23 protein-coding genes and 1 tRNA gene are annotated in these 25,767 nt (G+C 65.0%); 14 read left to right on the forward strand and 10 right to left on the reverse strand.

All coding sequences use genetic code 11. The features are described 5' to 3' along the window. Position 1: 1 nt before the first annotated feature. The 3 genes from AC1DVR_RS15535 to AC1DVR_RS15545 all read left to right on the forward strand — a co-directional run bounded on the left by AC1DVR_RS15535 (position 2) and on the right by AC1DVR_RS15545 (position 3,191). Positions 2-190 carry a hypothetical protein gene (locus tag AC1DVR_RS15535; RefSeq protein WP_478001508.1) on the forward strand — a complete coding sequence of 63 codons (189 nt, stop codon included), beginning with the start codon at positions 2-4 and terminating at the stop codon, positions 188-190. 9 nt (positions 191-199) lie between these two features. Further along, positions 200-2,002: a glucans biosynthesis glucosyltransferase MdoH gene (gene mdoH, locus AC1DVR_RS15540; RefSeq protein WP_478001567.1), complete on the forward strand. Its 1,803-nt coding sequence runs from the start codon at positions 200-202 to the stop codon at positions 2,000-2,002. 124 nt (positions 2,003-2,126) lie between these two features. After that, positions 2,127-3,191, forward strand: coding sequence for an OpgC family protein (locus AC1DVR_RS15545; RefSeq protein ID WP_478001509.1), 1,065 nt, complete (start codon positions 2,127-2,129; stop codon positions 3,189-3,191). Here the strand turns inward: AC1DVR_RS15545 and AC1DVR_RS15550 are convergent. The 6 genes from AC1DVR_RS15550 to AC1DVR_RS15575 all read right to left on the reverse strand — a co-directional run bounded on the left by AC1DVR_RS15550 (position 3,188) and on the right by AC1DVR_RS15575 (position 9,301). Next, the gene (locus AC1DVR_RS15550) at positions 3,188-5,560 is read right to left on the reverse strand and encodes a glycoside hydrolase family 3 N-terminal domain-containing protein (RefSeq protein ID WP_478001510.1); all 2,373 of its coding nucleotides are present in this window, start codon (positions 5,558-5,560) and stop codon (positions 3,188-3,190) included. The genes AC1DVR_RS15545 and AC1DVR_RS15550 overlap by 4 nt on opposite strands. Positions 5,561-5,674: 114 nt before the next feature. Beyond that, the gene (locus AC1DVR_RS15555; protein ID WP_478001511.1) at positions 5,675-6,517 is read right to left on the reverse strand and encodes a fumarylacetoacetate hydrolase family protein; all 843 of its coding nucleotides are present in this window, start codon (positions 6,515-6,517) and stop codon (positions 5,675-5,677) included. A 10-nt stretch (positions 6,518-6,527) separates the two neighbouring features. Then, the gene (locus AC1DVR_RS15560) at positions 6,528-7,265 is read right to left on the reverse strand and encodes an SDR family oxidoreductase (RefSeq protein WP_478001512.1); all 738 of its coding nucleotides are present in this window, start codon (positions 7,263-7,265) and stop codon (positions 6,528-6,530) included. Between the two features lie 84 nt (positions 7,266-7,349). Then, a complete protein-coding gene (locus AC1DVR_RS15565; RefSeq protein WP_478001513.1) occupies positions 7,350-7,826 on the reverse strand; it encodes a DUF2948 family protein in 477 nt (158 codons plus the stop codon). Next, positions 7,823-9,091, reverse strand: a complete 1,269-nt coding sequence (gene murA / locus AC1DVR_RS15570) for a UDP-N-acetylglucosamine 1-carboxyvinyltransferase (protein WP_478001514.1) — start codon at positions 9,089-9,091, stop codon at positions 7,823-7,825. The genes AC1DVR_RS15565 and murA overlap by 4 nt, the downstream gene beginning before the upstream one ends. Positions 9,092-9,100: 9 nt before the next feature. After that, entirely contained in the window at positions 9,101-9,301 is a 201-nt protein-coding gene (locus AC1DVR_RS15575; RefSeq protein WP_478001515.1) for a hypothetical protein, read from the reverse strand. A 127-nt stretch (positions 9,302-9,428) separates the two neighbouring features. Between AC1DVR_RS15575 and AC1DVR_RS15580 the strand changes: the two genes are divergently transcribed. After that, a tRNA-Thr gene (locus tag AC1DVR_RS15580) sits at positions 9,429-9,503 on the forward strand. A 233-nt stretch (positions 9,504-9,736) separates the two neighbouring features. On the opposite strand, the gene AC1DVR_RS15585 is transcribed toward AC1DVR_RS15580, so the two are convergent. Then, positions 9,737-11,326 carry a GMC family oxidoreductase gene (locus AC1DVR_RS15585; RefSeq protein ID WP_478001516.1) on the reverse strand — a complete coding sequence of 530 codons (1,590 nt, stop codon included), beginning with the start codon at positions 11,324-11,326 and terminating at the stop codon, positions 9,737-9,739. A 235-nt stretch (positions 11,327-11,561) separates the two neighbouring features. On the opposite strand from AC1DVR_RS15585, the gene AC1DVR_RS15590 reads away from it, so the two are divergent. After that, positions 11,562-12,437, forward strand: coding sequence for a sugar phosphate isomerase/epimerase family protein (locus tag AC1DVR_RS15590; protein ID WP_478001517.1), 876 nt, complete (start codon positions 11,562-11,564; stop codon positions 12,435-12,437). 70 nt (positions 12,438-12,507) lie between these two features. Here AC1DVR_RS15590 and AC1DVR_RS15595 read toward each other — a convergent pair whose 3' ends face one another. Next, positions 12,508-13,203 carry a hypothetical protein gene (locus AC1DVR_RS15595; RefSeq protein WP_478001518.1) on the reverse strand — a complete coding sequence of 232 codons (696 nt, stop codon included), beginning with the start codon at positions 13,201-13,203 and terminating at the stop codon, positions 12,508-12,510. A 117-nt stretch (positions 13,204-13,320) separates the two neighbouring features. After that, positions 13,321-14,157, reverse strand: a complete 837-nt coding sequence (locus tag AC1DVR_RS15600) for a helix-turn-helix domain-containing protein (RefSeq protein WP_478001519.1) — start codon at positions 14,155-14,157, stop codon at positions 13,321-13,323. A 139-nt stretch (positions 14,158-14,296) separates the two neighbouring features. Between AC1DVR_RS15600 and AC1DVR_RS15605 the strand changes: the two genes are divergently transcribed. The 7 genes from AC1DVR_RS15605 to AC1DVR_RS15635 all read left to right on the forward strand — a co-directional run bounded on the left by AC1DVR_RS15605 (position 14,297) and on the right by AC1DVR_RS15635 (position 23,292). Next, on the forward strand, positions 14,297-16,099 hold the full coding sequence (locus tag AC1DVR_RS15605; protein ID WP_478001520.1) for a thiamine pyrophosphate-binding protein: 1,803 nt from the start codon (positions 14,297-14,299) through the stop codon (positions 16,097-16,099). Between the two features lie 115 nt (positions 16,100-16,214). Beyond that, positions 16,215-17,525, forward strand: coding sequence for a histidinol dehydrogenase (gene hisD / locus AC1DVR_RS15610; RefSeq protein WP_478001521.1), 1,311 nt, complete (start codon positions 16,215-16,217; stop codon positions 17,523-17,525). Positions 17,526-17,593: 68 nt separating this feature from the next. Continuing rightward, the gene (locus AC1DVR_RS15615; protein ID WP_478001522.1) at positions 17,594-18,847 is read left to right on the forward strand and encodes an ABC transporter substrate-binding protein; all 1,254 of its coding nucleotides are present in this window, start codon (positions 17,594-17,596) and stop codon (positions 18,845-18,847) included. A 76-nt stretch (positions 18,848-18,923) separates the two neighbouring features. Further along, positions 18,924-19,820, forward strand: a complete 897-nt coding sequence (locus AC1DVR_RS15620; RefSeq protein WP_478001523.1) for a carbohydrate ABC transporter permease — start codon at positions 18,924-18,926, stop codon at positions 19,818-19,820. Positions 19,821-19,845: 25 nt separating this feature from the next. After that, positions 19,846-20,688, forward strand: coding sequence for a carbohydrate ABC transporter permease (locus tag AC1DVR_RS15625; RefSeq protein ID WP_478001568.1), 843 nt, complete (start codon positions 19,846-19,848; stop codon positions 20,686-20,688). Between the two features lie 5 nt (positions 20,689-20,693). Next, positions 20,694-21,776 (forward strand): ABC transporter ATP-binding protein, encoded by a 1,083-nt coding sequence (locus AC1DVR_RS15630; RefSeq protein ID WP_478001524.1) that lies wholly within the window; start codon positions 20,694-20,696, stop codon positions 21,774-21,776. Positions 21,777-21,786: 10 nt separating this feature from the next. After that, positions 21,787-23,292 carry a GMC oxidoreductase gene (locus AC1DVR_RS15635; RefSeq protein WP_478001525.1) on the forward strand — a complete coding sequence of 502 codons (1,506 nt, stop codon included), beginning with the start codon at positions 21,787-21,789 and terminating at the stop codon, positions 23,290-23,292. Positions 23,293-23,325: 33 nt separating this feature from the next. On the opposite strand, the gene AC1DVR_RS15640 is transcribed toward AC1DVR_RS15635, so the two are convergent. After that, complete coding sequence (locus tag AC1DVR_RS15640; protein WP_478001526.1) at positions 23,326-23,706, reverse strand: VOC family protein; 381 nt, start codon at positions 23,704-23,706, stop codon at positions 23,326-23,328. 159 nt (positions 23,707-23,865) lie between these two features. On the opposite strand from AC1DVR_RS15640, the gene AC1DVR_RS15645 reads away from it, so the two are divergent. Both AC1DVR_RS15645 and AC1DVR_RS15650 read left to right on the forward strand, forming a co-directional pair. Beyond that, the gene (locus tag AC1DVR_RS15645) at positions 23,866-24,891 is read left to right on the forward strand and encodes a glycoside hydrolase family 3 N-terminal domain-containing protein (RefSeq protein ID WP_478001527.1); all 1,026 of its coding nucleotides are present in this window, start codon (positions 23,866-23,868) and stop codon (positions 24,889-24,891) included. 90 nt (positions 24,892-24,981) lie between these two features. Continuing rightward, entirely contained in the window at positions 24,982-25,767 is a 786-nt protein-coding gene (locus AC1DVR_RS15650; RefSeq protein ID WP_478001528.1) for a DeoR/GlpR family DNA-binding transcription regulator, read from the forward strand.

Genomic DNA, 25,767 nt, shown 5'->3' on the forward strand with positions numbered 1-25,767 from the left:
CATGATCGACACCTCTGTGATCTCTGAAACTGCGGCGCTTGTGCGCAAGCGCGGCGCGCTGCCGGTGGCCCCCCTGGCCATGCCGGTGCAACGGCTGGAATGGCCGCGCCGCCGGCTGGGCCGCTTTGCTGTTCTGTCCTTGGCCCTGCGGGGCGCCGTTCTGGGGCGGCCGACGCGCACCGGGCGGTGAGCTTTGGCTCTGACAGGGCCTGAGGGCCGCACCTACCTCACCAGGACACTGGCCCTGACCTGCAGCCTTGCTGCCGGGTTCGGGGCCTTTGCGCTTTTTCTGAACTATGGCGCCAGCGACGGGCTGGATCTGGCGGATTGGGTGCGCTCGGCGCTGATCTGCGTCTCGACCTTCTGGCTGGCCTGGGGCGCCGCACAGGCGCTGGCCGGCCTGACCACCCGCCCGCCGCGGCCGCCGCGCGCCGTGGGTCCGCTGCGGACCAGGACCGTCGTGCTGGTCCCGGTCTATAACGAAGACCCGATTGCCGCCTTCGCCCGCGTTGCCGTGATGGATGCCGCCATCCGCGCCACCGGCGAGGCCGAATTTTTCCATTTTGCCATCCTGTCCGACACCCGCGACGAGGCGATCGCCCGCCGGGAGGAGGCCTGGTTCCTGCGTCTTCTGGACGAGACCGGCGGCGAGGGCCGGATCTTCTACCGCCGCCGCAGCGTGAACCGCGGCCGCAAGGCCGGCAATATCGAGGAATTCATCACCGCCTCGGGGGCAGCCTACGAATTTGCCATCATCCTGGACGCCGACAGCCTGATGGAGGCCTCGACCCTGATCGAGATGGTGCGCCGCATGGTCGCCGACCCCGACCTCGGCCTGTTGCAGACCCTGCCAAAAATCATCAACGCCACCTCGCGCTTTGGCCGGCTGATGCAATTCTCCGCCTCCTTCTATTCGCCGGTGTTCTGCCGCGGGCTCGCGATGATGCAGGGCAAGACCGGGCCCTTCTGGGGCCATAACGCGATCATCCGTCTGCGCGCCTTTGCCGAAAGCTGCGGTCTGCCCGCCTTGGCCGGAAGCCCGCCCTTCGGCGGCCATATCCTGAGCCATGATTATGTCGAAGCCGCCCTTCTCGCCCGCAAAGGCTGGGTTGTGCGGGTCGATGACGACCTCGAAGGCTCCTACGAGGAAGGCCCCGAGAACATCGTCGACCACGCCAAGCGCGATCGCCGCTGGGCCCAGGGCAACCTGCAACACGCCCGCCTGCTGCTCGCCCCCGGCCTGAAAGCCTGGAGCCGGTTTGTCTTTCTGCAGGGCATCCTGGCCTATGTCTCCTCGCTCTTGTGGCTGAGCTTCCTGCTCGCCTCGATCGTGGCCCCGCTCTTTGCGCCGCCGGTCGATTACTTCCCGATCGAAGGCTGGCCCTTCCCCGTCCTGCCGCCGAGCGAGGCTTTGAAGGCCATCGCCCTCGGCCTCGGGATCGTCGGCCTGCTTTTTGTGCCGAAATTCCTGATCCTGATCGACGCGATCCTGCGCGGCCGCAGCCGCGGTTTCGGCGGCGCGGCCGAGACGGTGAAATCGGTGGTGGTTGAACTGGCCTATACGTCCATCGCGGCGCCGGTGTTCCTGATGTACCAGACCCGCTCGATCCTGCAGGTCGTGATGGGTTGGGATGGCGGCTGGCCGGCACAGGTGCGCGGCGACGGCACGCTCTCGCTGCGCGAGGCCTGGATGGCCAGCCGCTGGATCGTGGCTTGCGGCGTCATCGGGCTCTTGCTGATCCATTTCCTGGCCGAGCATCTGCTTTTGTGGCTCTTGCCGGTGGCGGGCCCGATGGTGGCCGCGCCCTATATCATCGCCTGGTCGTCGCGCCCGGCCCGCTCCCTCCCCTTCCCGACGCCCTTGACCCTGCGCCGCCCGGCGCTGGTGATCGCGCATCAGACCCTCGTGGCCCGCTGGGATGCCGAGGGCGCAACGCCGGGCCTGAGCCCCCAGCTCCGCAATGCCCCCGACCGCGCCGCCGAGGCCATGCCGGGTGCCTGACAGTCCCGTGACCCTGCCGGCCCGCGCACCGGACACGGGGCGGCCGACAGCCCCCCCTGCCCCAAGCCGGCCCGCCCCGCCACGCGAACCGCGGCTGGATGTGTTCCGCGGGCTGTGCCTAGTGATGATCTTCATCAACCATGTGCCCGGCAACCTGTTCGAGGGCCTGACCTCGCGCAACTTCGGCTTCTCGGATGCCGCCGAGGGCTTTGTCCTGATGTCGGGCACCGCCGCCGGGCTGGCCTATTCCTCCGCCTTCCGCGCGCCCTTGCGGCTCTGGCCGGCGCTGGCGCGGATCTGGGGGCGGGTCTGGACGCTCTACCTCGTGCAGATGCTGATGACGCTGGGCGCGCTGGCCATGGCCGCGGCCACCGTGCAGGCCACCGGCGACAGCCAGATCCTGTTCCAGAACAACATGGGCTGGCTCTGGCATCACCCGGTCGAGACGCTGATCGGCCTGCCGCTCCTGACCCACCAGTTCTACTACCTTGATATCCTTCCGCTTTACATCCTGCTCCTCGCCGCCTCGCCCCTGTTCCTTTACGCAGCCCTGCGCCGCCCCGGCTGGCTTTTCGCGGGCGCGCTTGCGGTCTGGGCCGGCTCTGGCATCGCGCGGATCACCTTCTACACCTGGCCCGTGGGACAGGAGTGGCAGTTCAACCCGCTGGCCTGGCAGCTGATCTTCGTGATCGGCCTGCTGCTCGGCGTCGCGCTGAAACAGGGCCGGCGGCTGGTCGCGGTCAAACCCTGGCTTCTGGGCCTGAGCCTCGCCTATCTCCTGCTCGCCCTGGTCGACAGCCAATGGCATGCCTTCACCGAGGTTTTCGGCAAGGCCCTGTGGTATCTGAAGGACAGCCTCGGCGTGCCGTGGATCCTGACCGATTTCGACAAGAAATACCTCACCGCCCCGCGCCTGTTGCATGTGCTGGCCATCGCTTACATCGTCTCAAGCCTGCCTTGGGTCCGCCGCCTCTGCGCCAGCCGCTGGGCCGCGCCGCTGGCACTTCTGGGCCAGCAAGCGCTGCCGGTCTTCGCGCTTGGCAGCGTTCTGGCCATCGGCGCGCAGGGCCTGTTCAACGCCTTCGGCCACGAGCCCCTGCGCGACACGATGCTCATCGGCCTCGGCCTCGCCCTGCAACTGGCGCTGGCCCAGGGCCGCAGCCTTTGGGCGAAAGCCCGCAAGGTCTAGCGGCGCCAGACCACCCGCAAGGTCTGCACCGTCTCGGCATCCGGGCCAAGCATCACGTCGAACGCCCCCGGCTCCCAGATCTGCACCGCATCGGCAATCGTGCTGCCCTTCCAGAAGCGCAATGCCTCCACCGTCACCGCGAACACCGCATCGCCACTGGCCCCCGGCTCCAGCGTGACCCGGGCAAAGCCCTTCAACTCCCGCCGCGGCCGCGAGATCGAGCAGACCGGATCGCGCAAATACAGCTGCACCAGCGCCGTCCCGGCCCGGTTGCCGGTGTTGGTGACCGCCATCGCCACCCGCAAAACATCGCCCTCCCCCGCCAGTTCCAGCCGGTCCGCACGCGGCGGGCCATAGGCAAAACTGGTATAGGTCAGCCCGAACCCCGCCGGGAACAGCGGTGTCGAAGCCTCCTCCAGGATCGTGTCGGTCGAGAATTTGCGGAAAGCCTGACGCCCCGCGCCATCCGTCTCGGTATCGCCGGCAATATCGGCGGCTACGCCAAGGCCCGGGCGGCCGGTCGGCAGATCCTCGGTCCGCAAGGGCAATTGTCCGACGCTGCGCGGCAGGCCAAGGCTCAGATGCCCGGAGGGCGAGGCCTTGCCGAAGAGCACATCCGCCAGCCCATGCCCGCCCTCATTGCCCGGCTGCCCGGTCCAGATCAGCGCATCGACCAGGGGCACTTCGGCGGTCAGGGCCAGGGGCCGCCCCGCCATCGCGATCAGAATCAGGGGCTTGCCCGCCGCCCGCGCCGCCTTGGACACCGCCCGCACCAGGGCGCCCTGCGCGCCCGGCAGGGTGATATCGGCCCGCGTCGCACTTTCCCCGGCGTGCTCCTTGGCCTCGCCGAGGCACAGGACCACCGCATCCGCCCCGGCCACCGCCGCCAGCGCCTCGGCCAGCATCGCCTTGGGGCTTTCAGGCCCGATCACGACCGAGGGCATCCAGGCGTTGTGCACGTTCAGCCGCCGCGCAAGGTTCGCATCGTCGACGATGTTGCAGCCCTTGGCATGGATCACCCGGGTCCTGGCCGAGGCCGCAGCCCGGATCCCCTCCAAGAGGGTCACCGAATGGTCGGGCACCACGTCCAAAGCCCAAGTTCCCTGCAGATCAATTCGGTCATCCGCCAGGGGTCCGATCACCGCGATCTGCCCCAGGTCGGGCGCCAGCGGCAGCGCCTTGTCATTTTTCAACAAAACGCAGCACTTGGGCACCGCTTCCCGCACAAGCGCTACATTTTCCCGCGTATAGGTCACGGCATCGCGGCGGGCGCGGTCCAGTCCCGCAAAAGGGTCGTGGAACAGGCCCAGCCGGTATTTCGCCGCCAGAACCTTGCGGCAGCGCGCGGTGATCTCGGCCTCGGTGATCGGCCCGGCGCTGAAAGCCCCGCCTTCGGCGTCGTGAAACCGCGCCGGGTCGCGCCCGCCCTCTTCGACCAGCCCGCGCAGATGGGTGAGGTAGGCCTGGCTCACCAGATCAATATGCACCCCGGCCTTGAAGGCGAGGTAGGCCGCCTCGCGCCCGTTGGCGGCAATGCCGTGGTTGATCAGATCAGGGTCGATCGCCGTGAAGTCCGAGACGATGAGCCCGTCAAAGCCGAAGCGGTCCATCAGCACATCGCGCAGCAGCGCCCGGTTCGCCGTGGCCGGTATGTCGTTGATCGTGTTGAAGGACACCATCACCGCCCCCGCGCCCGCCGCAATCCCGGCGCGGAACGGCTCCATCACCCGGCACAGCGTCATCGGGCTGGCCTCGACCCCGGCATAATCGCGCCCCGCCAGCGCGAGCCCGTAGCCCGCGAAATGCTTCAGCGTCGCCATGAAGCGGTCGGGCCGCGCAAGGTCGCCATCGGCGCCCTGATAGGCCCGCACGATGGTCTCGGCGATCTTCATGCCGAGATAAGGAAACTCGCCATTGCCCTCCGCGATGCGGCCCCAGCGCGCGTCGTAGCAAATGTCGAGCATCGGCGCCCAGTTGATATTGACCCCATCCGCCCGCGCCTCCCGCGCCGTCATCGCGCTGATGCGGGCGATCAGGTCCATATCCCAGGAGCAGGACAGCGCCAGCGGGATCGGCCCGCCGGTCTTGTAACGCTGGATGCAGTCGCGGCCAAACAGCAAGGGAATGCCGTTCGGCCCGGCGTGGAGGCTCAGTTCCTGCAGGGCGCGGCGCTCCGTCACATCGCCGCCCGCCGAGGAGCCGCCGATCTGGCCGCGCCGGATCATCGTCTCGGTATCGACCGCGCTGGTAACCCCGGTGGTGTCGATCCCCGCGCCGCCGGGGTAGTTGAGCTGGCCAATCTTCTCATCCAGCGTCATCCGCGCCAGAAGCGCGTCCAGAAAGGCCTTGGCCTCTGCGGGCTCGCTCACGGGGTCTGCTCCGGCTGGAAGGTGGTTAATGATTTTCTAAGGAAAATCGAGAAACCATTCTGTAACAATAAGATACGGAGGATTGCACGCGTGCAATCCCCCGCTTTTCACACCTCAGTCAGCGATGACATCCTGCCGCTGCTGACCCAGACCCGCGATGCCAAGCTCGACCACATCGCCAGCGCGCAGATATTGCGGCGGCTTCATCCCCATGCCCACGCCGGGCGGGGTGCCGGTGGAAATCACATCGCCCGGATGCAGCGACATGAACTGGCTGAGGTAAGAGACGACGAAAGCCGCGCCATAAACCATGGTCTTGGTCGACCCATTCTGCATGGTCTGCCCATTCACGGTCAGCCACATCGACAGATCCTGCGGATCGGCCACCTCATCCCGCGTCACCAGCCAGGGCCCGATCTGCCCGAAGTTGTCGCAGGACTTGCCCTTGGTCCACTGCCCCGCCCGCTCGGTCTGGAAGGCGCGCTCCGAGACATCATTGGTCACGGCAAAGCCCGCGACATAAGACAGGGCATCCGCCTCGCTGACATATTTCGCGGTCTTGCCGATGATGACGGCCAGTTCAACCTCCCAGTCGGTCTTGACCGAGCCGCGGGGGATGATGATCGGGTCGTTCGGCCCGCAGATCGCCGAGGTGGCCTTCATGAAGATCACCGGCTCCGGCGGCACCGCCATGCCGCTTTCGGCGGCGTGGTCGGCATAGTTGAGGCCGATGCAGATGAACTTGCCGGTGCCAGCGACGCAAGGCCCAAGGCGGGTGGTATGGTCCACCGTCGGCAGGGTCGCCGGATCAATGCCGCGCAGCATCGCGATCCCGGTGTCCGACAGGACCGCGCCGCCGATATCGGGCACGAGGCCGGACAGGTCGCGGATCGTGCCATCGCTGTGCATGAGGCCGGGTTTCTCGGCCCCTTTGGGTCCGTGGCGCAGAAGTTTCATGGATATCTCCTCAGGTATTGGCCCAACCGCCGTCGATCACATGCGCGACCCCGGTGGTATAGGCGGATTCGTCGCTGGCAAGGTAGACCACCAGATGGGCGATTTCTTCGGGCTTGCCGATGCGGCCAATCGGCTGGCGGGCGATGAAGGCGGCCTTGGCGGCCTCGTAATCGCCGGTGTCGCGCAGGCGCTGGTCGAGGCTCGGGCTTTCCACGGTGCCGGGGCAGATCGCATTGGCGCGGATGCCCTTGGTGATGAAATCGGCGGCGATGCTCTTGGTCAGGCCGATCACCCCGGCCTTGGTCGCGCCATAGACAAAGCGGTTGGGCGCGGCCAGAACCGAACCTGCGACCGAGGCCATGTTGATGATCGACCCGCCGCCGCCTTCGATCATCGCGGGCAGGAAGGCTTTGCACATCCGGTACATGGCCGTCATGTTCAGGTTCATCGAGAAGGCCCATTGCTCCTCGTCGCAGTCAAGGATCGTGCCGGCGGCCACGAAGCCCGCGCAGTTGAAAAGCACGTCCAGTGCGCCGATCTCGGCGGCGGCGGCGTCAATCGCCTCCTTGTCCAACACGTTGAGCAGGCGCGTGGCGATCCCCTCCGCGGCGAGGCTTTCAAGCGCCGCCGCATTGATATCGGCGGCAATCACCGACGCTCCCTCGCGGTGCATCGCGAGGACTGTCGCCCGCCCGATGCCCTGCCCGGCTGCCGTCACCAGCGCCTTTTTTCCTGCAAGCCTGCCCATTCCATCCCTCGCGAACCGCTTCTGCCTGCCTTCCTAAACTGACATGTCAGTTTAGGGAACAGGGGAATTGGCCCGCAGGAAGGTTCATTTGTCGTGATCGGGCGCCTTGCCGGAAATCGCGCGATAAGGGCGGCTGACATCGGTCAGGGTCACCTCCAGCGCCTCGACCTGCAGCGCCACCACGCCGTCGCCGGCCAAGATCAGCTCCACCACGCCAGCGCCTTCCGGCCCCGGCACGAATCGCACCTCCAGCAGTGAGAGGATCGTATCCGCCTCCCCCCGCGCGATGCCCTGGCTGCGCACGCCCAACACGCCGTCAAACACCATCAGGCTGCGGACCCGCTCGAACGGGCGGCCCGCGCGTTCGGCCAAGGGCTTGTCCTCCCAGCGGAAGCGGTTGAGGAGCAGGGCAAACCGGTGCTGACGGCGGGCGAAGGTCATGTCGGTGGCGGCAAGGACCGCATCCTGCACCAGAGCCGCCATGATCGCCAGATCGTCGGGCCCCTGGGCGATCAGGCGCAGGGGGGCGTCGTCGCCATCTTCAAACCTTGCGTCATTCATGCCGATATCCGCTCGATCAGCGCGCCGCAGGCCCGCAGCTTTTCCTCGACCCGTTCATAGCCGCGGTCGAGGTGATAGACCCGGCTGACCACAGTCTCCCCCTCGGCCGCCAGGGCCGCCAGAATCAGGCTGACCGAGGCGCGCAGATCGGTCGCCATCACCCGAGCGCCTTTCAGCTTGTCGACGCCGGTCACCGTGGCATGGCCGCCATGCACCTCGATGCGCGCGCCCATCCGGGTCAGTTCGGGCGCGTGCATGAAGCGGTTTTCAAAGATCTTTTCTTCCAGCACCGAGACGCCATCGGCGGTGCAAAGCAGCGCCATCATCTGGGCCTGAAGGTCGGTCGGGAAGCCCGGGAAGGGTTCGGTCACCACATCCACCGCATTGACCCGTCCGTTCTTGCGCGAGACTTTCAGGCCCCGCGCGGTTTCGGTCACCGACACCCCGGCCGCGTCCAGCTTTTCGGCAAAGGCGCCGACCAGATCCAGACGGCCGCCGAGGCATTCAATCTCGCCCCCGCAGATCGCGGGCACCAGCATATAGGTGCCAAGTTCGATCCGGTCGGTGACCACGGGATGCGTCGCGCCATGCAGGCGGTCGACGCCCTGAATGGTGATGGTCGAGGTGCCCTCGCCTTCAATCTGCGCGCCCATCTTGCGCAGGCATTGCGCCAGATCGACGATTTCCGGCTCGCGCGCGGCGTTTTTCAGAACCGTGGTGCCCTTGGCGAGGGTCGCGGCCATCAGTGCGTTCTCGGTCGCGCCCACCGAAACCAGCGGGAATTCAAAAACCGCGCCCTTCAGCTTGCCGCCGATCGCCTTGGCATGGACATAGCCGTCGCGAAGGTCGAGCTCAGCGCCCATCGCCTCCAGCGCCTTCAGGTGCAGGTCGACCGGGCGCGCGCCGATGGCGCAGCCGCCGGGGAGCGAGACAATGGCATGACCATCGCGCGCCAGCATCGGGCCCAGCACCAGAATCGAGGCGCGCATCTTGCGCACGATGTCATAATCCGCCGTGTGGTTGGCGATGTTGTGCGAGGACATCGCCAGAACCTGACCATCTTGCAGGCCCGCAACCTCGGCGCCCAAGGATTGCAGAAGCTGCGTCATCGTCGCGATGTCCGACAGGCGCGGCGCATTGGTCAGCGTGAGCGGTTCATCGCTCAGCAATGTCGCCGGCATCAGCGTGAGACAGGCATTCTTCGCCCCCGCGATCGGAATAGCCCCCGACAAAGCCCCGTTGCCCCTGACCAGAATCGAATCCATATGCCCGCCTCATTCCAAATCGTTATCCGCCCCGGTCGTGCCGCCGGGCGTTTCATCTCTGTTTTCGGTGCCGTCTTCGGCGCCGGTCTGTTTGCGCGCCTGGGCCTGCGCCTTGCGGCGCCCCATATTGGCCTTCAAAGCCGCCTTCAACCGCTGTTCGCGGGTGATCGGGCCAGAGGCCTTCCTGTCGGACCGGGGTTCTTGCGTCATGGAGGCTTGTGTAGCGCAAGGGTAAGAAAGGGTCCAGTTGAGATGGTAATTTGCTCTTGCACCCCGTTCGCTTTGCGTCTAATCACCCGCCACGCAAGCTGAGGTGAACACCAAGGCCTGACGCGATGCTGTGGTAGCTCAGTGGTAGAGCACTCCCTTGGTAAGGGAGAGGTCGAGAGTTCAATCCTCTCTCACAGCACCATCCTTCCCCAGCCCAACCGTTGAAACCGTTGCAGAAATCCTGATTTCTGTGCGCGTGCCGTCATACGCCATGTGCGCCACAGTGGCGGTCGTGTTCCGGCTTTTGGGGATGCTCACGGCACTGAAAACGCCAGCCCCAGGAGGGCCGGCGATCCAGGTCGGTCAGCAGGGGAACGGCTGGCAAACCTCCCCCGGCAGGGATGCAACTCTGCCCTCGGGGAGATGCGAGGGCGGCTACTGGGCGGCCTTGATCATGTCCGCCGCCTTCTCGCCGATCATGATGCAAACCGCGTTTGGGTTGCCGGAGATCAGCTGCGGCATAATCGAGGCATCGGCGACCCGCAGACCGGCAATGCCATGCAGCCGCAGTTGCGGGTCCACCACCGAATCCGCGTCGCGGCCGGCGCGGCAGGTGCCTGCGGGATGCAGGGCGGCATGGGCCTCGGTCTGGCAGAAGCGGCGGAAGGTCTCGCGCGTCATCGGCGCCTCGGGGAGGTGACGCCGGGCGATATAGCGGCGCATCTCGGGCTGCTCCATCACCTCCATCGCGAAAAGCCCGCCCTCGGTCACCGAATCCAGATCGTAGGGATCGGCGAAATAGTTCGGGCGCACTGTTGGGAAAGCCAGGGGATCGGCGCTGCGCAGCAGGACCTCACCGCGCGAGCGCGGGCGGATCTGGCCCAGATTGACCGTACAGCCATTGCCGCCCGGGACCGAGTCGACGCCTTCTTCGATGCCGGCGCCAACCACCATGAAGAACTGCACATCCGGCAGCGCCTCGGCCCGGTTGCCCCACCAGAAGGCGCCGCCCTCGATCAGGTTGGAGGCCGCAGGACCGCCGCGGAACAGCGCGTAATCCAGCCCCGCCATCGCCTTCCAGTGCAGCTTCTTGTACTTGTCATAGCTGTGCGGACCGTTCAGCTGATAGATCAGCGAGATCTCGACGTGATCCTGCAGGTTCTGCCCGACCCCCGGCAGATCGGCCGCAACCTTGATGCCGTGCTGCGCCAGATGCGCTGCGGGGCCAATGCCGGACAGCATCAGCAGTTTGGGCGAGGCGATGGCCCCTGCCGAGAGAATAACCTCTTTCCGGGCGCGCAGGGTGGTCAGCCGCCCCTTGCGCACATATTCGACCCCGACGGCGGTGCCATTCTCGATCAGGATCCGCGTCACGCGCGCGCCGGTCTGCAGGTGCAGGTTTTTCCGCTTTTCGGCCGGATGAACATAGGCGGTGGCCGCACTGCTGCGCCGGGCATTGCGCGCGGTGATCTGGTAAAGCCCGCAGCCCGCCTGATCGCCCGAGTTGAAATCGGGGTTCAGCGGCAGGCCCGCCTGCTGACAGGCCAGAAGCCAGGCCCGGGTCAGAGGATGGATATGGGCGATGTCGGACACGCCCAAGGGGCCGCCGGTCGCATGGGCCGCGTTGGTGAAGCGGTTGTTGTCCTCGGCCTTGCGGAAATAGGGCAGAACGTCCTGGTACCCCCAGCCTTCTGCGCCAAGCGCCTCCCACGCGGTGTAATCCGCCGGGTTGCCGCGGATGTAGATCATCGCATTGACCGAACTGCCGCCACCCAGAACCGAGGCTTGCACCATCGTCGGATTGGCGTGGGGCGGCTGGCCCGCCGCAGGCTCCCAGGGGAGGCGCTTCAGAAGCGGGCCTTGCGCGGTTTTGTAATAGGCGCCGGGAATGTGGATATAGGGACTGCGGTCGCGCGGCCCCTCTTCCAGCAGCGCCACCTCGCAGGCGCTGTCTTCCGACAGCCGGGCCGCGATCACGCAACCGGTCGAGCCGCCGCCAATGACAATGTAATCCACGCTTTCCATTCTGCCCTGCGCCCTGATGCGGCAAAGTCCGGCACAAGGTTTTGCCAGACATGCGATCCACTTTCGCCAAAGGGTAAGGCCGGCGCGCGGCGGGCAGCAACTTCGCTCTGCAGAAATGTTTGACGCAACCTGACGCAACATGAGGATTCTTGTGCGCCAAGGTGCTTAAGCATATTGCCCCAGCCCCGGCATCTGGCATAGTGGGGTCGCGCGGATTTCCCGGGAGGAGAACACCATGGCGGAACAGAAGCTGATCTATCACGGGCTGGTCTCGCGCTATTCAACGCTGGCCATTGATCTGGCCATCATGCGGGCCGCCGGGTTCGACGGGCTGGAAATCTCGGCGGCCAAGATGCGGGATGTGCTGGCCGCGGGGTTTTCCGAGGCTGAACTGGCGCAGCGTCTGCAGGGGGTTGAGATCCCGGGCATCGGCTTTCTGCTGGATATTGAACGGCAGGGTGCTGCCGAGGCTCAGCTGATGCAGGAGGCCGCCGAACTCTTCGGCCTGGCGAAGATTGCGGGGGCCAGGGGCGTGCAGGTGCTGACCGGCCCGGTTCAGGTCGAGGCGGTGCAAAAGCACGCGGCCGGGCTGAGCACTGACCTTTACCAAGGCGTGCTGGGCCGAACCCGCGATGAACAGGTCACACTCACTGCGCGCAATCTGGCGCGGCTGGCCGACCTTGCCGCGGACTACGGGCTTTTGCTGTATCTGGAGGCGCTTGCCTGGACGCCCCTGAACCGGCTGGCGGATCAGGTCGAGGTGATCGAGCGCGCCGGGCGCGGCAACCTCCGCCTGGTGGTGGATTACTGGCATTGCTATGCCTCGGGTGACACGCCGGAGGCGGTCGCCAAGCTGGACCGCAACCTGATTTACGGCGTCCATATCTGCGATTCCCTTGCCTTCAGCGGCGGGATTCCGAATGAGATTGTTCTGCGGGACGTGCCGACCGGCAAGGGCGTTCTGAACCTGCGGGACTGGACCGACGCGGTGAAGGCGACCGGCTATGTCGGCTGGTGGAGCTGCGAGCTGTTCTGCCGCAGGCAGCAGCAGGACGACAGCTTTGCCGTGGCCGCCGATCTTCATGCGCTGATGTCTGATCTGGTCCTTTAGGGCTGAAATAGCTGCGCCGAGGCCATCGGAGGATGACCTCGGCGCATGAATTGCCTGCAGGCCCGGGGCTTCAGCCCTTGGGATGCAGCTCGATCGCAAGCCAGATGCTGTCGCTGTCGGCATAGTAGTGGTGCCAGGGATAGGCCCATTCATTGCGCGCGGTGACCCGGCAGAAGGGGTCATGGGTATAGCCGATCGGCATCATCACAGTCTCATAAACCGTCTTCGGATCGCGTTCCTTGAACTTCTGCATCCGGCCAAGGCCATGGATTTGCGTGTGAACCTCGAGGAACGGATGCTCGTTGTGGATGAAGCAATCGGTGTCGCCGGGGGCCCACCAGAGGTTCAGCTTCAGGTCGAACTCTTGCAACTCCTGCGGGGCGGCGCGTTCGTTGGTGAAGACCATGGCGTCGGTGGTCACGGTGCCGATGTGATCCTGGGGCGAGATGTAAAGCGGCGTATCGCGCGGAAAGCTCTTGATCCGGTTGCCAAGCCAATCCCAGCCGCGCAGGCCGACGCCGCCCAGATTGGTCGCCTTGCGCACTTTGATCACGGCGGCGCGCTCGGCCGATTTGATCTGCCCGCCGATCAGCCAGGTCGACTTCCACGCGGGGACAATCGCCGGCTCATCGGTGCCGGTGATCATCGGCGCGGGGCCAAGGTTGACCACCACCGCATCATCCACAGGATAGTCGCGCGGGTTCTCCACCAACTCGGCATGAATGAAGGCATCGGCAAAGTTCAGGTCGCGGGTTTTGTTCTGCATGATGATCTCGAATGCGGCTTGGGTTGCCCCAGAGTGACCACGGAACCCGCCGGCTCGCTATTGCGCGCCCCGCAGATATATGGCGCAATCTGACGCAGGGTCTTGCGCCATCTCGCCTCAGGTCGGTTTGATCATGTCCAGACCGTCGCCCAGATAGTCCATCGCCTCGCGCGGGATGCTGGGGTCCTTGGCGTCCAGCGTGGTCAGCGCCATCAGCTCCTGCCGGGTCAAAAGCCCCGGGCGGCGGTAGTGCAGCACCACCCGCGTCGCATAGGGCTGGCGGAACATGGTGGCGGCAATCCCGCTGCAGATGCCGAACAGGAAGCGCTTGGAGTTGCGCTGGACGTTCGAATAAATCCCGAAGGTCATCTCGTTGTTCTGCACGGATTCAAAATCCACCGTGAAGATCCGCCCTTCGATGGGAAAGAAGAAGCCGTGATACTTGAAAATGTATTCGGCCTTGCGCGGATTGTCGTAGCTTGGAAAACGCTCGACATAATAATGGCTTAGGATATCGCCATTGCGAAAGACGCACAGGGCCGACTTCAGGATCTGCCGGGCATAGATCGAGGAATACTGATAGCGGTCGTAAATCCCGACGAAATCGCCCTCGGCCACTTTCGAGGACAGCGTCGCCGTGTCGAGAAAGCGGATGACCTGCGGCGCCTCGCGCAGCTTGTCCAGCGCGTTGAAGAAATTGCCCTCAACCAGCGCCCGGAACCGGTCGTGATCGGTGAACATGATGTCCGGCCCGAGGCCGAAAAAGTTCGCAATCAGCCGTGCGTTGGCCGGCGAAGGGCGGTGGCGGCCAGAGAGGTATTTGTTGAATTGCTGGCGATTGATGCTGATCTTCCGGCAGACGAGCGAGATCGAGCCATGCCGCTCGCAGACGAAGCGCAGGTTGGCGGCAAAGTTCGCGGCCTTGCTGTCGATGGGCTCTTCCGAGGCTGTCATCAGGACCTTCGCAGAGGGTGCTTCACTTTGCGTCAGTAATATGACGGGAGCGCAATTGCAAGAAACATCGAAAGAATTGAGGCTGGTCCCAACAGCAGAGATGAGGGTGCTCACAGCCTCATTTGACCGGAGGGATGACATGAAACTGACTGGTGGACAGATCGTAGCGACGGCCTTGAAGACCTATGGGGTCGAATATGTGGCGGGTGTGCCGGGTCACGGCATCTGGTCGCTGTTCGACGCGTTTCTGGAAGAAGGCTCGCAATTGCCCTTCATTCAGGTGATGCACGAACAATCCGCCGTCCATATGGCGGACGGTTATTTCCGGGCCAGTGGCAAGCCGATGGCCTGTTCCACCTCGATCGGGCCGGGCGCCACCAATACGATCATCGGCCTGGCCACGGCCTATGCCGACAGCATCCCGGTCTTCTACGTCTCCGGCGGCCCCGCGACCCATATGAAGGGCCACGGCGTCATGCAGGAGATCGAGCGCCAGAACGAGAACGCTTTCCCCCGCATCACCGAACAGGTCACCAAGCGCGCCTACAAGGCCGGCCGCGTCGATGAGCTTCCCTTCATCATGCACCGCGCCTTCAACACGATGATGAGCGGGCGGCAAGGTCCGGTCCATGTCGAAGTGCCGATGGATATTCAGGTCGAAGCCGCCGATGTGGCGATCCACCCGCTGGACTTGCGGATGGCGCGCGGGGTCTCCTATCCCGACCCGCAGGCAATTGAACGGGCGGTGGCGCTGCTCTTGCAGGCCGAACGTCCGGTGATCGTGGCGGGCGGCGGGGCGATCTCGGCTGGCGCGTCGGAGGAGTTGACCCGGCTGGCCGAGAAGATCGGGGCCGCAGTGTCGATCACCTGGAACGGCAAGGGTGCCATTTCGGAAGACCACGCGCTGTTCATCGGCGCGGTCGGGCAGACCGGCACCACCTGTGGCAACGCCATCACCGCCAGCGCCGATGTCGTGATGTCGGTCGGCTGCCGCTTCACCGACTGGTCGGCGTCGAGCTACGCCAAGGGGGTCAGCTTCTCGATCCCGCCGGGCAAGCTGATCCATATCGACCTTGACCACCACGAGATCGGCAAGAACTACCCGACCGAGGTCGGCATCGTCGCCGATGCCAAGGCCACGCTGGAGGCGATCCTGGCGATGATCTCGGACGCGCAGGCGCAAAAGGCCCTGGCGCGGCGCGAGAAATTCCTTGCCGACGTGATGAAGGCCAAGGCGGACTGGGAGGCGATGCTGGCCCCGCGCCGCGACAGCCGCGAAACGCCCTTCACCTCGCAGCGGCCCTTGGGAGCGCTGCGCAAGGTGATGGACCGCGACGGCATCGTGGTGGTGGGGTCTGGCAACACCCAAGGCGCGGTCAAGCAGACCTTCCCGGTCTATTCCCCCCGCACCCATATCACCTCGGGCTCCTTCTCGCCGATGGGCTGGGCGGTTCCGGCCGCGATGGGGGCCAAGCTTGCCATGCCGGACCGCCAGGTCGTGGCGATCACCGGCGACGGCGATTTCATGATGAGCCTGCCGGAACTTGGCACCGCCGTGATGAACAACATCCCCGTCGTCTTCATGGTGCAGAACAACTGCGGCTATATGTCGATCCGCGGCGGGCAGCGCAAATTCATGGGCCGGCATGTCGCCTCGGAGTTCAACTACCACGCCGGCAATGGCGAGCCCTATACCGCCAATATCTCGGAAGTGGCGAAGAACTTCGGCGTCGAAAGCTGGAAGGTCACCTCGGATGACCAGCTGGAATCCGCGCTGAAAGCAGCCCTCGATTGCGGGCGCCCGGCGCTGGTCGAGATCATGACCTCGCGCGATGCCGCAGGGCCTTTTGCCACCGGCTGGTGGGATTTCCCCTCGCCCGCCTATTACGACAAGGAACAGGCGGACTATGCGGCCAAGCGCGCGCTTGAGCAGCATATGTAAGCCTCAGGCGGCGCGATCTCTCCCCTTCGCGCCGCCTTTTTTTCTGACCCTCCCTCTCTCGAAATCGCTCAGTCCCGGTGCCCGCTTGGGCCACCGTCTTGGATAGGTTTACCCGATGATCCGCCACATAAAATCCGCCAAACCGACCGAAGCCTCCGTCACCGAAAGCAGCGTCACCGCCGTGGTTGAAAAACTGCTGGCCGAGGTGGCGGAGGGCGGCGATGCGGCCATCCGCAAACTGAGCAAGCAGTTCGACGGGTTGGAGCGTGACAGCTACCGGCTGACCGCTGCCGAGATTGCCGCCTGCATGAACGGGCTGACACGGCAGGAACGCATCGACCTCGACTTTGCCCAGGACCAGGTGCGCAACTTTGCAGAAGCCCAACGCGCCACCATGCTGGATCTGGAGGTTGAAACCCTGCCCGGCGTCGTCCTCGGCCACCGCAACATCCCGGTGGCCAATGTCGGCTGCTATGTGCCGGGCGGCGCTTACCCCTTGCTCGCCTCGGCCCATATGACGGTGCTGACCGCCAAGGTCGCCGGCTGCTCTCGCGTCATCACCTGCGCCCCGCCGTTCAAGGGCCAGATCGCGCCGAAGATCGTGGCGGCCCAGCATCTCGCCGGGGCGGACGAGATCTACTGCATCGGCGGCGTTCAGGCGATTGCAGCGATGGCGTATGGCACCGAAACCATCGACCCGGTCGACATGCTGGCCGGCCCCGGCAACGCCTATGTGGCCGAGGCCAAGCGCCTGCTCTTCGGTCAGGTCGGCATCGACCTGTTCGCGGGACCTACCGAAACGCTGGTGATTGCGGATGACAGCGCGGATGGCGAGATCTGCGCCACCGACCTGCTCGGTCAGGCCGAACATGGCGCGAACTCTCCCGCCGTGATGATCACCAATTCGGAAAAGCTGGCCCGCGACACGCTGCGCGAGATCGAGCGGCTGTTGAAAATCCTGCCGACAGCGCCGGTGGCCGCCAGGGCCTGGGCGGATTTCGGCGAGATCATCCTTTGCGACACGCTGGAGGAGATGGTGTCGGAAGCCGACCGCATCGCCTCGGAACATGTGCAGGTGATGACCGCCGACCCGGATTACTTCCTGAACCACATGACCAATTACGGCGCCCTGTTTCTGGGGGCCCGCACCAATGTCAGCTTTGGCGACAAGGTGATCGGCACCAACCACACGCTGCCGACCAAGAAAGCCGCCCGCTACACCGGCGGGCTCTGGGTCGGCAAGTTCCTGAAAACCTGCACCTATCAGCGCATCCTGACCGATGAAGCCTCGGCCCTGATCGGCCAATACGGCTCCCGCCTCTGTTTCATGGAGGGCTTCGTGGGCCATGCCGAACAGGCCAACCTGCGGGTGCGCCGCTACGGGAAAAAGAACGTCGCCTACGCGATGCCCGCCGACCCGGTTTAAGCCCCCCACCCCGATCGCCCGATAACGCGAAAACGCGACGGGCCCCCTGCAACAGAGAGAGGAAGACAATGACAAACCTGAAGAAACTTCTGCTGGCCACGGCCCTTGTGCTGCCCCTTGCCGGCCAGGCCACGGCGCAGATCAAGATCGAGGGCCTGCATGTCTGGACCTCGGCCAGTGAGGTCAAGGCGCTGAAGGTCATCACCGACAAGCTGGCCGCGATGGGTTTTGAATGGCAGGACAGTGCGGTGGGCGGGGCCAATGGCGCCAATGCCCAACAGGCCCTGCGCACCCGCGTCGCTGCGGGCAACCCGCCCGCTGTGATGCAGTTTCTGGGCTATGAGGGGCTCGGCTGGGCCGGTGAAGGGGCGCTCCGCTCGCTGAACGACCTTTACGACAAGAACGGCTGGGCAGCGGTTCTGCCCCCGGTGATGACGCAGTTCCTGAAAAGCGGCGACGACTACTTCTCCACCCCCATCAACATGCACCGGCAGAACTGGGTCTGGGCCAACAAGGCCGTCTTCGACAAGGCCGGCATCACCCCGCCCACCAGCTGGGAAGAGCTGATCGCCGCCGGTGAAAAGCTGAAGGCCGCCGGTGTGATCCCTATCGCGATGAGCGACGAAAGCTGGCAGATCGAAGAGATCTGGGAAGCCATGGTCGCCGATGTGAACGGCCCGGATTTCTACAAGAAAGCCGTGGTCGACCTGGACGAAACCGCCCTTTCCAGCCCCGAGATGATCAAGGTCTTCGATCTTTTGGGCCAGATCCGCGGCTTGCATGACGAGGGCTATACCGGGCGCGACTGGGCGGCTGCCACCAACCTTGTGGCCAATGGCCAGGCGGGGATGCAGATCATGGGCGACTGGGCCAAGGGTGAATTCCTCGCCAAGGGCATGAAGCCGGGCGTCGATTTCCTTTGCTTCCCGACCCCGACCGCCACGCCGAATTACAAGTTCGTCTTCGATGCTTTCGGCGGGTTCAAGAATGACAATGCCGACATGAACAAGGGTCAGGACGCGGTGGCCGAGGCGATCATGGACCCGCAGGTCCAGCACGACTTCAACATGATCAAGGGCTCGATCCCGGCGCGGACCGACGTGCCGATGGAGGGCTTTGACGATTGCGCCAAGCGCAGCTCTGCCGACCGGGCCGAGGCGATCAAGGCCAATGCGATGTGGGGGTCGGTGACCGACGGTTTCGCGGTCGAGCCGCGCTTTTCGGGCGTGTTCGGCGATGTGGTGGGCAAGTTCTTCGTCACCGAAATGACCTCGGCCGATGCCGTGAAGGCGCTGGTCGACGGCATCGACAACGCACGCTGAGCGCCGGACCTGCCGGGGCACCCGCTCCCCGCCCCGGCAGGTCGCCGTCTGATCCTTCAAACCACAGGACATCCCGATGACGAGAACCAAACCCTTTTCGGAACGCTTGGCGAACTGGCTGCCGCGGCTGGTTCTGGCCCCCAGCCTCTTGGTGGTTCTGGTCGCGGTCTATCTGTTCATCGCCTGGACCGGCTGGATTTCGCTCTCCTCCTCCAAAATCGTGCCGAAGTACGATTTCGTCGGGCTGGAGCAATATGTCCGCCTGTGGTCCACCCCGCGCTGGCATACGGCGGTCGCCAACCTCTTCATCTTCACCACGCTGTTTCTGGGCCTGACCACCTGCCTTGGCCTTCTGATGGCGATCCTGCTGGATCAGAAGATCCGGGCCGAGGGTGCTTTGCGCGCGATCTTCCTTTACCCGATGGCGCTGTCCTTCATCGTCACCGGCACGGCGTGGAAATGGATCCTCAACCCCGCCTTGGGCGTGCAGAAGGTGGTCAACGACCTCGGCTGGACCAGCTTCGTCTTCGACTGGATCGCCCAGCCGACCTTTGCCATCTACTGCGTCGTTATCGCCGCCGTCTGGCAATCCACCGGTTTCGCCATGGCGATCTTTCTGGCCGGCCTGCGCGGCATCGACAATTCGGTGATCAAGGCCGCCCAGATCGAGGGCGCGGGTCTGCCCCGCATCTACCGTTCGATCATCATCCCGATGCTGCGGCCCGCCTTCCTCAGCGTGATCGTGCTTCTGAGCTATGTCGCGATCAAAAGCTTCGATCTGATCCTCGCCCTGACCAACACCGGGCCGGGATCGGCGACCGAGATGCCCTCGACCTTCATGTATTCCGCCACCTTCCGGCGCGACCAGATGGGCGTGGGCGCCGCCAGCGCCATGATGATGCTGATGACGGTCGCGGCCATCATCGTCCCCTACCTTTACTCTGAACTGAAGGAGGCCCGCGATGGCCACTAACGCCACCTCTTTGCGCCGCCAACAGATGCTGGGCCGCGTCATCATCTACGGCGCTCTTCTGTTCATGGCCGCCTTCTACCTGATGCCGCTCTGGGTGATGGTGGTCACTTCGGTCAAACACCTGGACGAGATCTATGCGGGTTCCTTCATCGGCCTACCGAGGGAAATCACTTTCGAAGCCTGGGTGACCGCCTGGTCGCAGGCATGCAACGGCACCGCCTGCCAGGGGTTGAAGCCCTATTTCATCAACTCGATCCTGCTGACCATCCCCGCGGTGCTTCTGTCCACCGGCATCGGGGCGATCAACGGCTATGTCATCACCAAATGGCGGTTTCCGGGGTCGAACTTCATCTTCGGCCTGCTGCTCTTCGGCTGCTTCCTGCCGTTTCAGGCGGTGATCCTGCCGATGGCGCAGACGCTCGGGATGCTGCATCTGGCAGGCACGCTGCCGGGGCTGGTGCTGGTCCACACCATCTACGGCATCGCCTTCACCACGCTGTTTTTCCGCAACTATTTCATCGGCATCCCCGATGAGCTGGTCAAGGCCGCGCAGATTGACGGGGCCGGGTTCATCCGGATCTTCGTCTCGATCATGCTGCCGACCGCCCTGCCGATCATCGTGGTGTCCTGCATCTGGCAATTCACCCAGATCTGGAACGACTACCTCTTCGGCGCCTCTTTCACCGCGGGGCAGAGTGCACCGATCACGGTTGCCCTGAACAACATCGTCAACGTGTCGATGGGCCGCAAAGAATACAATGTCGACATGGCCGCCGCCATGATCGCCGCCCTTCCCACCCTCATCGTCTATGTCGTCGCCGGCCGCTATTTCGTGCGGGGCCTGACGGCAGGCGCAGTAAAAGGCTGACCCTGATGGCAACTCTTGAAATCGACCGCGTCCGCAAATCTTACGGAACCCACCAGGTTCTGAAAGAGGTCAGCATTTCGATCGGCGATGGGGATTTTCTCGTTCTCCTGGGCCCCTCGGGCTGCGGCAAGTCCACCCTGCTGAACATGATCGCCGGACTTGAAAGCATCACCTCGGGCGAGATCCGGATCGCCGGCGAGACGATCAACGACATGGCGCCGAAGGACCGCGACATCGCGATGGTGTTTCAATCCTATGCCCTCTACCCGACGATGACGGTGCGCGAAAACATCGAATTCGGCATGAAGATCCGCGGCACCAAATCCGATGTCCGCGCCAAGGCGACCCAAGCCGCCGCCGAGATGCTGCAGATGGGCCAGCTTCTCGACCGCCGCCCAAGCCAGCTGTCCGGCGGCCAGCGCCAGCGCGTCGCCATGGGCCGCGCCGTGGTGCGCGAGCCGAAGCTGTTCCTGTTCGACGAGCCGCTGTCCAACCTCGACGCCAAGCTGCGCGTCGACATGCGGACCGAGATCAAGCGCCTGCACCAGCGCCTTGGCACCACCATCGTCTATGTGACCCATGACCAGATCGAGGCGATGACGCTGGCCACCCGCATCGCGGTGATGAAGGATGGCAATGTCCAGCAATTCGGGCCGCCGCAAGAAGTCTACGACCGCCCGGCCAATACCTATGTGGCGCGGTTCGTCGGCTCGCCGGCCATGAACATCATCCCGGGCCGGCTCTCGGGCCATTCGGTGGTGCTGGAAGGCCCGAACGGCCCAGCGCAGATCGGCGGCATCGTGATTTCGCCCGAGACCGCACGGCTTTACGACGGCAAGCCGGTGCTGGTCGGCATAAGGCCGGAGCATTTCTCGCTGGACCGGAATGGCGGGGCTGCCCTTCCGGTGCAGATCGACGTGGTCGAACCCACCGGCGCCGACACGCTGGCCGTCTTCCTGATGGGCGGGGTCGAGGTGATCTCGCGCCTTGAACCCTTTGCGGTGGCGGCGGGCGACAAGGTCACGCTGGCGATCAAGACCGAGAAGATCGTGCTCTTCGACGCCGAAACCGAAACCCGCCTGGTCTGAGGAACAGCCGATGGACGCCGACCTCCTCATCATCGGTTCGGGCATTGGCGGGGCAACGCTCGCCGCCGCCCTTGCCCCTTCGGGCCTGCGCATCCTGATCCTGGAAAAGGGCGAACAGCTGCGCCCCTCGCCCGAGACCCGCGATGATGTGGCGATCTTCCAGCGCGGCCATTTCGCCCCGACCGAGCAATGGATGGGCTCGGACGGCACGCCCTTCGTGGCAGGCAATTACTATGTCGTCGGCGGCAATTCCAAGTTCTACGGCGCGGTGATGTACCGCTACCGCGCGGCCGACTTCCACCCCCGCGCCCATCTGGGCGGCACCACCCCCGGCTGGCCGCTGTCCTATGCCGACCTTGCGCCCTGGTACGACAAGGCCGAGGCCCTGTTCCGCGTCCGCGGCACCGCGACCGAAGACCCGACCGAGCCGCCGCACGCCCTGCCCTACCCCTTCCCCTGCGTCCCCGATGAGCCGGTGATGCACGAGGTGCGGCGCCGGCTGCAAAAGGCCGGGGCGCATCCCGCCTCCCTCCCCCTCGCCATCGACATCGAGGCCTGGCTCGCCGGGGGCAAGACCGGCTGGGACGCCTTCCCGAACACCGGCAGCGGCAAGATCGACGCCGAATCCGGCCCCCTGACCGAGGCGCTGCGCCACCCCAATGTCACCCTGATGACCGGGGCCGAGGTGCTGCGGCTCGAAACCAACAGCGCCGAGGGGGCCCGGATCACCGCCGCCGTCGTCCGCCACAAGGGGCGCGAGATCCGCCTGACCGCCCACAGCTATGCCGTCGCCGCAGGTGCCATCCAGACCGCGGCGCTTCTGTTGCGGTCCGCCAATGCCGCGCATCCGACCGGGCTTGCCAATGGCTCCGATCAGGTCGGGCGCAACTTCATGAACCACAATTCCTCGGCCATGCTGACCCTCAACCCGCGCCTGCCGAACACCTCGGTCTATCAAAAGACCCTGAGCCTGAACGATTTTTACGACAAAGACCCCGAAACCGGCTATCCCTTGGGCAATGTGCAGGGCCTTGGCCGCATCACCGGCCCGATCCTGAAAGCCAACATGCCGCTGCTGCCGATGCCTATGGCGCGCCTTCTGGCCCGCTATGCCTTTGGCTGGTTCCTGCAAAGCGAGGATATCCCCAACCCCGAAAGCCGGGTCACCGTGAAGAACGGCCAGATCACCATGCATTGGGAGCGGTCCAACATGGCCGCCCATCAGGCGCTAATCGCGCGCACATCCGCGCTGATGAAACGCGCCGGTTTTCCCATCGTCCTGACCCGCACCTTTGGCCGCAAGACCACCTCGCACCAATGCGGCACCGCCCGTCTGGGCAATGACCCGCGCCAATCCGTCGTGACCCCCGATTGCCAATCGCACCAGATTGCCAATCTCTGGATCACCGACGCTTCGGTCCTGCCGACCTCGGCGGCGGTGAACCCCTCGCTCACCGTGGCAGCGCTGGCCCTGAAGGCCGCGCCCCGCCTGCGGGCGCAGCTTGATCCGGCCTGAGTAGCGCGAGGGGGTCTGTTGACCTGCCCCTTGTCACGCCACGATCTCGATCAGATTGCCGTCGAGGTCGCGCAGCACCGCTTCATAATAGCCGTCGCCGGTCAGCCGCGGCCCCGAGACCAGCCGCCCCTCGGCCCGCATGGCAGCAGAAAGCTGGTCCACCGCCGCGCGGCTGCCCAGCGACAACGCCAGATGCGCATAACCGGAGGCTTCATGGCCCGCAGGATCGCCCACCCAAGGCCCGGTCATCACCTCGACCGAGGGACCTTCGGCGAAGGTCAGAAACCGCGATCGGTAGCCGGGACGATTGCGGCTGTCGTAAACCGCACCCACCTCTGCCCCGAACACCCGCGCCCAGAACTGGCACAGCGCGTCCAGATCACGGGTCCACAGCGCCACATGAGCCACCTTCATCGCAAATCCTCCTCTGCTTTTGGCGCCTTGCTAAATGCGATCCGGCAATCCGGCAAGATATTTTGCACATTTATACGTGTTTTTATACGAATCACTTGACCATCCCGCACATAACACGCAGAAAACAGCAAGCTCACCCTCGAGATTCTGGAGTCTCCCATGCCCTTCACCCTTTCTGAAAACGCCCGCGCGGTTCTGCTGCCGGCTTTTGACGGCGTCACGCTGAGCGCGGCGACCAAGGCCTTTCTCGATCAGGGCGGCATCTCGATCCTCGTGGGGGAATGCCGGGCGGAATATGTCGCCCGCGTCATGAGCGCCGAGCGCCGCCGCCTGGAGACGCCCGAGACCTTCCTGCGCCTCACCACAAATGCCCGCGCCCGGTCCGGCCTGCTGCTGACCGCGATTGACCAGGAAATGGGCGGGATCTGCCGGCTCCACGATCTGGTGCCGCAATTCCCCCCGCGCGCCGACCTGCCCGCCACCAGCCCGGAAGAGATCGAGGCCCTGACCCGGCGCATCGCCACTTATGCCGCAGAAATGGGCGTCAATGTCTTCCTGTCGCCGGTGCTGGATGTGCTGACCGGGCCCAATGCCTGGCTTGAGGGGCGCACCTGGTCCAGCGATCCCGCCCTCGTCGCCAGCCTGTCCGCCGCCTATATCCGTGGTGCGCAGCGCGGCCGGGTTGCGGCAACCGGCAAGCATTTTCCTGGCTTTAGCGCCACCACCGCCGATCCCGCGATTGACCCTTCGGCCTTGTGTCTGGCCGATGCCGCCACGATCGAGGCCGGCCTCGCCCCCTTCCGCGCCGCCATTGCCGCCGGGGTCGAGATGCTGATGGTCGGCCCTGCCATCGTCCGCCATCTGGATGAGCAAAAGGCGGCCCTCCGCTCGGCCAAAGTGGTGCAAAAGCTGAAACGCGAACTGGCCTTCCCCGGCATCGTGATGGCCGACGACCTCGACAGCCAGGCCACCATGCGCGGCGATTCCGTCGCCGAGGTGGCGATCGACGCGCTGAATGCCGGTTGCGATTTCCTGCTTCTGGCCGATGTCGGCACCCAGTTGGAGGATATCACCCAGGCCATCATCGCCGCCGCCAACGCGGGCGACATTTCGGCGGAGGCCCTGAATACCTCGGCCGACAAGGTCCGCGCCCTGGCCGCCAAATACGCCACCCCCGCCACCTGACACCCACGCAAGGGTCGGCAATTTCGCCGCCCCTTGATCTTTCGCGCCGGTTCCGGCCAAATGGGCGAAACCGTGCAAGAGTGTGCAAACATGCTGACCCAAGAACGCCACGACCTCATCCGCAGCCGCCTGATGCTGAACGGCAAGGTGGTTTCAACCGACCTGGCCGAAGAATTCGGCACCTCGGAAGACACGATCCGCCGGGATTTGCGTGATCTTGCAAGATCGGGCTTCTGCCGGCGGGTCTATGGCGGCGCACTTCTGGAAACGCCGCTGCCCGCGCCGATCGCGACCCGCCTGCACGACGACGCCGAGGTGAAGCAAAGCCTCGCCACCGCGGCCGCGGCCCTGGTGAAGCCGGGCCAGACCCTGTTCATCGACGCAGGCTCCACCAACACCGCGATTGCCGCCGCCCTGCCACGGGGCATCGACCTCACCATCCTCACCAATGCCCCGGCTGTCGCCATGGCCTTGTCGGACCACCCGCGCGCCCGCGTCGTGCTGCTCGGCGGCCTTCTGGACCTGAAGATCGGCGCGGCGCTGGGTGGCACCACGCTGGAGGCGATCCGCCAGATCAACGCCGACCTGTTCTTCCTCGGTTCCTGCGGGGTGGATGCCACCCATGGCATTTCCGCCTTTGACCCGGCAGAGGCCGAGGTGAAACGCGCGATGGTCGATCAAAGCTCTCAGGTCGTTGTCGCAGCCACGCTGGACAAGCTGGGCACCGCAGCGCCGTTCAAAGTGGCGGAGGTCGCGGTGATCGCACATCTTGTGCTGCCCTCTGCTGCGGACCCGGTGCAGCTGGCGCGGTTCCGCGCCAATGGGGTCGCGGTGCATATGGCATCCGGCCCGACCCCGGCCCAACCCATCCCATAA

It is taken from the genome of Rhodobacter sp. P2_H5 (genome assembly GCF_056403335.1).

Coding starts and splice junctions, on each gene's coding strand:
- AC1DVR_RS15650 (WP_478001528.1), top strand. CDS start 24,982: ATGCTGACCCAAGAACGCCACGACCTCATCCGCAGCCGCCTGATGCTG.
- AC1DVR_RS15635 (WP_478001525.1), top strand. CDS start 21,787: ATGGACGCCGACCTCCTCATCATCGGTTCGGGCATTGGCGGGGCAACG.
- AC1DVR_RS15620 (WP_478001523.1), top strand. CDS start 18,924: ATGACGAGAACCAAACCCTTTTCGGAACGCTTGGCGAACTGGCTGCCG.
- AC1DVR_RS15600 (WP_478001519.1), bottom strand. CDS start 14,157: ATGACAGCCTCGGAAGAGCCCATCGACAGCAAGGCCGCGAACTTTGCC.
- AC1DVR_RS15645 (WP_478001527.1), top strand. CDS start 23,866: ATGCCCTTCACCCTTTCTGAAAACGCCCGCGCGGTTCTGCTGCCGGCT.
- murA (WP_478001514.1), bottom strand. CDS start 9,091: ATGGATTCGATTCTGGTCAGGGGCAACGGGGCTTTGTCGGGGGCTATT.
- AC1DVR_RS15575 (WP_478001515.1), bottom strand. CDS start 9,301: ATGACGCAAGAACCCCGGTCCGACAGGAAGGCCTCTGGCCCGATCACC.
- AC1DVR_RS15555 (WP_478001511.1), bottom strand. CDS start 6,517: ATGAAACTTCTGCGCCACGGACCCAAAGGGGCCGAGAAACCCGGCCTC.
- AC1DVR_RS15545 (WP_478001509.1), top strand. CDS start 2,127: ATGATCTTCATCAACCATGTGCCCGGCAACCTGTTCGAGGGCCTGACC.
- AC1DVR_RS15535 (WP_478001508.1), top strand. CDS start 2: ATGATCGACACCTCTGTGATCTCTGAAACTGCGGCGCTTGTGCGCAAG.
- AC1DVR_RS15590 (WP_478001517.1), top strand. CDS start 11,562: ATGGCGGAACAGAAGCTGATCTATCACGGGCTGGTCTCGCGCTATTCA.
- AC1DVR_RS15615 (WP_478001522.1), top strand. CDS start 17,594: ATGACAAACCTGAAGAAACTTCTGCTGGCCACGGCCCTTGTGCTGCCC.
- AC1DVR_RS15640 (WP_478001526.1), bottom strand. CDS start 23,706: ATGAAGGTGGCTCATGTGGCGCTGTGGACCCGTGATCTGGACGCGCTG.
- AC1DVR_RS15595 (WP_478001518.1), bottom strand. CDS start 13,203: ATGCAGAACAAAACCCGCGACCTGAACTTTGCCGATGCCTTCATTCAT.
- AC1DVR_RS15565 (WP_478001513.1), bottom strand. CDS start 7,826: ATGAATGACGCAAGGTTTGAAGATGGCGACGACGCCCCCCTGCGCCTG.
- AC1DVR_RS15560 (WP_478001512.1), bottom strand. CDS start 7,265: ATGGGCAGGCTTGCAGGAAAAAAGGCGCTGGTGACGGCAGCCGGGCAG.
- AC1DVR_RS15605 (WP_478001520.1), top strand. CDS start 14,297: ATGAAACTGACTGGTGGACAGATCGTAGCGACGGCCTTGAAGACCTAT.
- AC1DVR_RS15630 (WP_478001524.1), top strand. CDS start 20,694: ATGGCAACTCTTGAAATCGACCGCGTCCGCAAATCTTACGGAACCCAC.
- AC1DVR_RS15585 (WP_478001516.1), bottom strand. CDS start 11,326: ATGGAAAGCGTGGATTACATTGTCATTGGCGGCGGCTCGACCGGTTGC.
- hisD (WP_478001521.1), top strand. CDS start 16,215: ATGATCCGCCACATAAAATCCGCCAAACCGACCGAAGCCTCCGTCACC.
- AC1DVR_RS15625 (WP_478001568.1), top strand. CDS start 19,846: ATGCTGGGCCGCGTCATCATCTACGGCGCTCTTCTGTTCATGGCCGCC.